This is a genomic window from Fibrobacter sp. (assembly GCA_012523595.1).
Taxonomy (GTDB): Bacteria; Fibrobacterota; Chitinivibrionia; order Chitinivibrionales; family Chitinispirillaceae; genus JAAYIG01.
This window is the reverse complement of the sequence record JAAYIG010000227.1, coordinates 1-6,308: the sequence shown is the minus strand read 5'-3', so window position 1 is coordinate 6,308 and position 6,308 is coordinate 1. Positions and strand designations below refer to the sequence as shown.

Genomic DNA, 6,308 nt, shown 5'->3' with positions numbered 1-6,308 from the left:
TATCTATAAAGTACGTTATTTCTGAGTCATTATTTTTTAATATTTTTGGTTTTTTCAAGAAAAATAGAAGTGCAAGTTACTGTAAAGTCTTGTAAAATAACAGATAAACACCCTTGTTGTCACACAGCTATACAGAATTTTATTGGCATCCGAAGTAAAGGAAATTACTTTATGTAGACGAGAGAATTTTAAATGAAATCTTTTGAAATCAAGATAATATCCATTATACTGCTATTCTTCTTTTTTTCACCAGGCAAAAACCAAACCTTTGCCGCCCCCAACAAGAAATATTTGAGCAAGGGCTTTATTGACGGCTCTATAGGCCGGGCATTCTATGTTCTGACCGAAGCCGCCAGTGTTGCAGGAGTTGGTTTCAGGCAGAGAGAGGCGATAGCTGAGGCCAAGAAAATCGCAAGAAATTTACGGGAGTTGGCCAAGGGAGATCCAAATGAGAGATACGTTATCTGGAAAGTTGGTGAACTTGAGGCTCAGATTTACCTTGAAGAGAGGGATCTTGTTCTGCAGCAGATGCAGAAGGGCCAGCAGGATGTCAATCAACTGATAGTGCGGTTCAATGCTGAGGTGGGAAAATCCAGACCTGATTTTGCCACACTTAAACGAATTCATACACTTATGAGCAGGCTTGATGTTTCAAAGGCAAACGAAGTTGCGTCCTCGTTCAACAAAAGATACAGGGCGATCTCAAAAGAGGTTCTTTATTCCATAGAAAAGAACCTTGCGAACAGAAATCTTGAGAAGGCACAGGAGGAACTGGGTTACTGTCTGCGGAACAGATCTTATCTCGCAATATCTGAATCACAGTATTCCAGTATTGAAACCCGTGTTGTCGGACTTACTTTTGCCGCGGCAGAGAAGCCATTTATCAAGGCAGAGGTTGATTCTGCCTTCAAATGTATCAGCGCCAATCGCATTTCCGAGGCAAGGAATCTTATCTCTTCGGCCAAAATCCGTTTTTCCAATATCAAAGCAAACCTCTCAGCATCCGAAGCATCGCAGTTTTCCGGACTCATTGACAGGGTATCGGGCAGAATGGGAACCAGAGAGGATTCACTGGTAAGGGTCAATCTGAACATTCTCAGATCAAAAGGTGTTAAGGATGCAGACAAATACATGCGGACCGTACTCAAACCCTGCGGTGTCTCAAGGGACAAAGTGGCACTTGTAGATGAAGCTATCCTCAGCATTTCATCACCGGACAACACCAAAATGAGCGAAGAGATTGGTCAGCTTGCATCTCATGAAAGTTCACAAGGTGTTGCTTTCGATGACATGTTGAACACAGCCAAGAAAAAGGCGCAGGAGAAGCTTGACAGTATAGCGGCAGTTGAGCAGGCGAGGATGAGGAGAGAGCAGATCAAAAAAGCCCGTCAGGACAGCATTCTTCTTGAAAAGCGGTTAGCCTTGCAGAGGGATGAGAATCGTGCGTTCCAGATATCGGTTGAGATCTATGATCTTCTTGACAAAAACAAGACCCGGGCAGCGAAAAGCCGCTTTAACAAGGAGAAGGCATTTCTCGCCAAATTCCTGACAAAAGATGCTTATGAGATTCTGGAGATTACAATTGAGAATCCCGAGCAATTGGGATCAGAAAGCAATATAGCCTATATTGTGGAAAAGAAAGAGGAAGTGCCCCCTGCCCCACAGACAGCATCCAGTGATGAGAATCTGAGGAAAAACCAGGAACGGGCACAATCAGAAATTATTCAGATCTATGAGATGCTGGAAAAGAACAATATCAAAGAAGCGATAGATCGTTTTCAGAAGAACCGCACACCTCTTCAGAAATATCTCGACAAAGAGGTTTTTGAAATGCTGGAGATGACGGTGACACAGGCTAACATTCAGCAGTAATAAATTTCAGTATTTACGTTTCTACGCAGATACACTAATAACAAACAACTTTTTATTAGTTAGAATCAATATAATCATTTATCAAAAAACCAAGGTAAGAGGTCAGGTCAGCCAGTGAAAAATATCATAGTAGAATTGCTTTCTTCCGAATTATCGGGAAAATTGACATCAGAGGAAATTGAGAGATTAATAGAGATTCCCCCTTCTGAGCAGATGGGTGATTTTGCATTCCCCTGTTTTCCTCTGGCCCGTATCTTACGCAAAAGTCCTCCGGTTATTGCAGAGCAGCTTGCCTCAGGCCTCAAACTTCCTCCTGAGTTTGAATCTGTAAAGGCCATATCGGGATACCTCAACTTTTACCTCGATAAACAAGTTCTGGCCCGGAGGGTTCTCACAGATACCTGTTCTCCGGATTTCGGAAGAGGGAAAAACGGGCTCGGGATTGTTGTGGAGTTCGCCTCCCCCAACACAAACAAACCTCTTCACCTGGGACACCTAAGAAACATTTCTATCGGTGAAAGCGTAGCAAGGATACTCTCTTTCAGCGGCAACCATGTGACAAGGACATCAATCAATAACGACCGGGGAGTCCATATCTGTAAATCGATGCTTGCCTACAAGGAACTTGGTGAAGGGAAGACACCTGTGGAGGTTGGCAAGAAATCCGATCATTTTGTTGGTGATTATTACGTTCTCTTCAGTAAAAAAGCTGCAGAGGATGAATCATGGAACCAGAGGGCTCAATCGATGCTTCAGAAGTGGGAAGCCGGCGACCCTGAGACTGTGGAACTCTGGAAAAAGATGAACGAGTGGGCACTGAGCGGTTTCAGGGAAACATACAGGCTTTTCGGGATCTCCTTTGACAAAGAATACTATGAGAGTCTGATTTACAAATCAGGTAAAGAGATAGTGATCGAGGGGCTGGAGAGGGAAATCTTCGCCCGGAGACAGGACGGGGCCATAACGGTAAACCTCGATGATTATAAACTCGGTGAAAAAGTTCTGCTGAGACCTGACGGGACATCGGTGTACATCGTGCAGGACCTTTACCTGGCACTCATAAAAGACCAGGAATACCATTATGACAAGTCGATCTACGTCGTGGGCAATGAGCAGGAATACCACTTTGCTGTCCTTGCTGCCATTTTCCGTAAACTGGGATACCCTGTTGCTGAGAAGATAAAGCACCTCTCATACGGAATGGTAGAACTTCCTGAGGGAAGGATGAAATCACGTGAGGGAACTGTTGTTGACGCAGATGATCTGATTAAAGAAACAAAAAATCTGGCTGCAGAGGAACTGAAGGAGCGGTATCAGCTCACAGAGGAGGAGATGGAGGACAGGAGCCTGAAAATTGCTCTCTCAGCGATCAAATACACGCTGCTTAAAATCGATATCACCAAAAACATGCTTTTCGATCCGAAAAAGGCGATCAGTTTTGAGGGAGACACAGGTCCTTACCTTCTGTATAGCTATGCCCGTGCATCCTCGATTCTGCGTAAAGCCGGACTCCCTGAGTTTTCCATTCCTACTACACAGGAAAATCCGGAAACAAAGCTTATAAAGAAGCTTTACTCTTTTTCCACGGCTGTTAAATACGCAGATGAGCGGCTCTCTCCCTCTGTAATCGCCAACTACGCTTTTGACCTCTCGCAGATCTTCAATGAGTTCTACCACTCCTGCCAGGTAATAGGAAGTGAGAATGAAGCTTTCAGGCTTAACCTGGTGAATGCGTTCAGGACTGTGTTGGGGAAATGTCTGTGGCTGCTGGGGATAGAGACGATTGAGGAGATGTAAAAGGGGATTACCTCGGAGATGAAAAAGAGACTAAAGACAGTAGGTCAATTCCGATTTCACCTTCGATGTGAAATAATGACTTAAGGTGTAAATCAAAAAAGTACCTCCGAGGTGAAATCGTGACTTAAATCGTTAAATAAGCGTCTCTGAGAAAAATTTTACCTCAGAGGTAACATATCAACTTAATGATTTTCAAACTGAATACCTCTTCTCAGATTTAGAATTCATATCAAGATAGATTTTATCAAAATGAGAATTTTGGGAATAGTAAGAAGATAGTCCTCCCTTGCAAATTTCATTCTTTCACCCCGGAGATGACACAGTGGTTTAACAATTTTCAGATTGAAACTTTTTTCTCTCATTCTGAAATTACTGGGGATTGTGTGGATTGCCCCGGATAAATGGGAAAAAAGGAGATTAAGGTTTGTGTTCTTAAACAAGGTGACAATGTAGAGGAGATGCTTAGAGAGGGGTTCAAGGCGAATCCAGTCTATTCTGGGTCTGAAGATTACCTTCGAGGTGAAATTATGACTTAATGCATAAGTCATAAACGTACCTCTGAGGTAAAATCGTGACTTAAGTCGTTAAATCAAATATTCATCCCAGAGGTAACCCGATGAGGATCAGATCTGGTAAGATCGTTCCTCAATCCATGTAACCCGTATCAAATGTCATCCAGTGCATGCTCAAGGTCACTAAACAGATCATCGATAGTTTCCAGCCCAACTGAGAGCCGGATAAGTTCAGGACCGATTCCAGCATCCCTCAGTTCCTCATCACTTAACTGCTGATGAGTAGTGGAAGCAGGATGGATGACCAGACTTCTTACATCACCGATATTTGCCAGATGGGTAAATATCTTAAGACGGCTGATAAAAGTTCTACCTGCATCCCGCACATCTTTTCCATCAGATGGCTTAAGGCCGAAAGAGAACACAGATCCTGGTCCCAGAGGAAAATATTTGCGGCAGAGGCTGTTAAATGGACTGCTGCTCAAACCGGCATAATTCACCCAGGCTACCTTTGGATGATTTTCCAGGAAGAAGGCGACTTTCATAGCATTCTCAACGTGCCTCTCCATCCGAAGAGAAAGGGTCTCCAGACCCTGGATAAGCAGGAATGAGTTCATCGGAGAGATGCAAAACCCCACATCACGTACAATTTCCTGCCTGAGTTTTATCAGAAAACCCATGGGCCCAAAATCTTCCAGGAATTTGCAGTCGTGAAATGCAGGTGAGGGGTCAGCAATTGACGGGAATCTGGAAAAATCGAAATTACCACTGTCGAGCACTACCCCACCGATACAGTTTCCATGTCCACCGATAAATTTGGTTGCAGAATACACTACAATTGCAGCGCCATATTCAAATGGACGGCATAGAAACGGGGTTGCGAAAGTATTATCCACAATCAAAGGTATCCCGCGACTTCTCCCCAGTGCTGCAATAGCCTCTATGTCAAGTATGCTTCCAGAGGGATTTCCAATAGTTTCTCCGAAAAGAGCCTTTGTCCTGAGAGTCAAAGCCTCTTCCCAGTTCCTGATATTTATTGGATCAACGAATTTAACACTTATGTTCATCTTCTTCAGCAGGTGTGTCAACTGTACGACCGATCCGCCGTAGAGATGTGATGAGGCAACGACTTCATCTCCGGGCTGCAGAAGAGTCATAAACACCGCCATCTGAGCAGCCATACCACTGGAAACAGCAACCGCACCAACAGCTCCCTCCAGCGCAGCCATCCTTTCCTCGAAAACAGAGGTGGTAGGATTGCTGATGCGGGAATAAATATATCCCTCCTCTTTGAGCCCGAAAAGACGAGCCGCATGATCGGCATCATTGAACACATAAGAAGATGTCTGATAGATAGGGACAGTACTTGACCCGGTATATGGGTCACATCTATGCCCCGCGTGAATCATCCTGGTCTCAAATCCGGTTTTGTTTTCAGAGTCCATTTTTAAAACCTCAGGAAATCGGAAATTGATGGGTTATCTAACAATTGCTGTTTCTCATCAGGGTCCGGACGGTGGGGACGATCCCTGTTGGAGGAAACAAGGCAGAGAAAACCAAGAGGTTGCTTGCCAGTAGCCTGGAACTGATGCCAGGTCCGGGAGCCGATCTCTACTACATCGAACTGCTTTACATGCTGCAGATGATCACCCAGCAGCACATCACCCTCTCCCCTTATAACCATCACGACATGAACATGATCATGACATTCAAGAGTAGTATGCCCCCCCGGAGCGACTTCGAAATATCTTAATTGACACTTAATATCATCGCTGCCATCGAAGAGTACCTGTCTGGTAACTCCTTTAAATAGTGACCCGTCTTCTTTATAGGCAAGATGATCGATATCCTTCCATCGGAAATTCTCAAAGGGATTGAAAGAAGAGTTCACATGATCTCCGGAGAGAAGATGATAATATTTAGTGATTAGTTCTGTAAAATACTCTTTTTTAGGGAGGCATTGTATGGGATTTTTGCAGGATAGGCATTTCTCACGGCCGTACCTCAGATGTGCAATAGTGACATTAGCCTGAAGCAATAATTTTCCTCGGAGGTGAGACTGATACCGGAAAAACTGCCCCGGTTTTTGCTACACTTTTTACCTCCCAATCAGAGGACTGGTACTTG

At 44.2% G+C, this 6,308-nt stretch carries 4 protein-coding genes; 2 read left to right on the top strand and 2 right to left on the bottom strand.

The genetic code is table 11. The features are described 5' to 3' along the window. Positions 1-192 precede the first annotated feature (192 nt). Together GX089_16175 and argS are read left to right on the top strand one after the other, a co-directional pair. The gene (locus GX089_16175; protein NLP04032.1) at positions 193-1,872 is read left to right on the top strand and encodes a hypothetical protein; all 1,680 of its coding nucleotides are present in this window, start codon (positions 193-195) and stop codon (positions 1,870-1,872) included. A 114-nt stretch (positions 1,873-1,986) separates the two neighbouring features. Continuing rightward, the gene (gene argS / locus GX089_16170; protein NLP04031.1) at positions 1,987-3,669 is read left to right on the top strand and encodes an arginine--tRNA ligase; all 1,683 of its coding nucleotides are present in this window, start codon (positions 1,987-1,989) and stop codon (positions 3,667-3,669) included. Positions 3,670-4,333: 664 nt separating this feature from the next. On the opposite strand, the gene GX089_16165 is transcribed toward argS, so the two are convergent. Continuing rightward, entirely contained in the window at positions 4,334-5,626 is a 1,293-nt protein-coding gene (locus tag GX089_16165; protein NLP04030.1) for an O-acetylhomoserine aminocarboxypropyltransferase/cysteine synthase, read from the bottom strand. Between the two features lie 2 nt (positions 5,627-5,628). Then, complete coding sequence (locus tag GX089_16160; GenBank protein NLP04029.1) at positions 5,629-6,072, bottom strand: cupin domain-containing protein; 444 nt, start codon at positions 6,070-6,072, stop codon at positions 5,629-5,631. Positions 6,073-6,308 lie beyond the last annotated feature (236 nt).

Excerpts from the sequence above, each read along its gene's own strand:
- GX089_16175 (NLP04032.1), top strand. The coding sequence starts at position 193 with ATGAAATCTTTTGAAATCAAGATAATATCCATTATACTGCTATTCTTC.
- GX089_16165 (NLP04030.1), bottom strand. The coding sequence starts at position 5,626 with ATGGACTCTGAAAACAAAACCGGATTTGAGACCAGGATGATTCACGCG.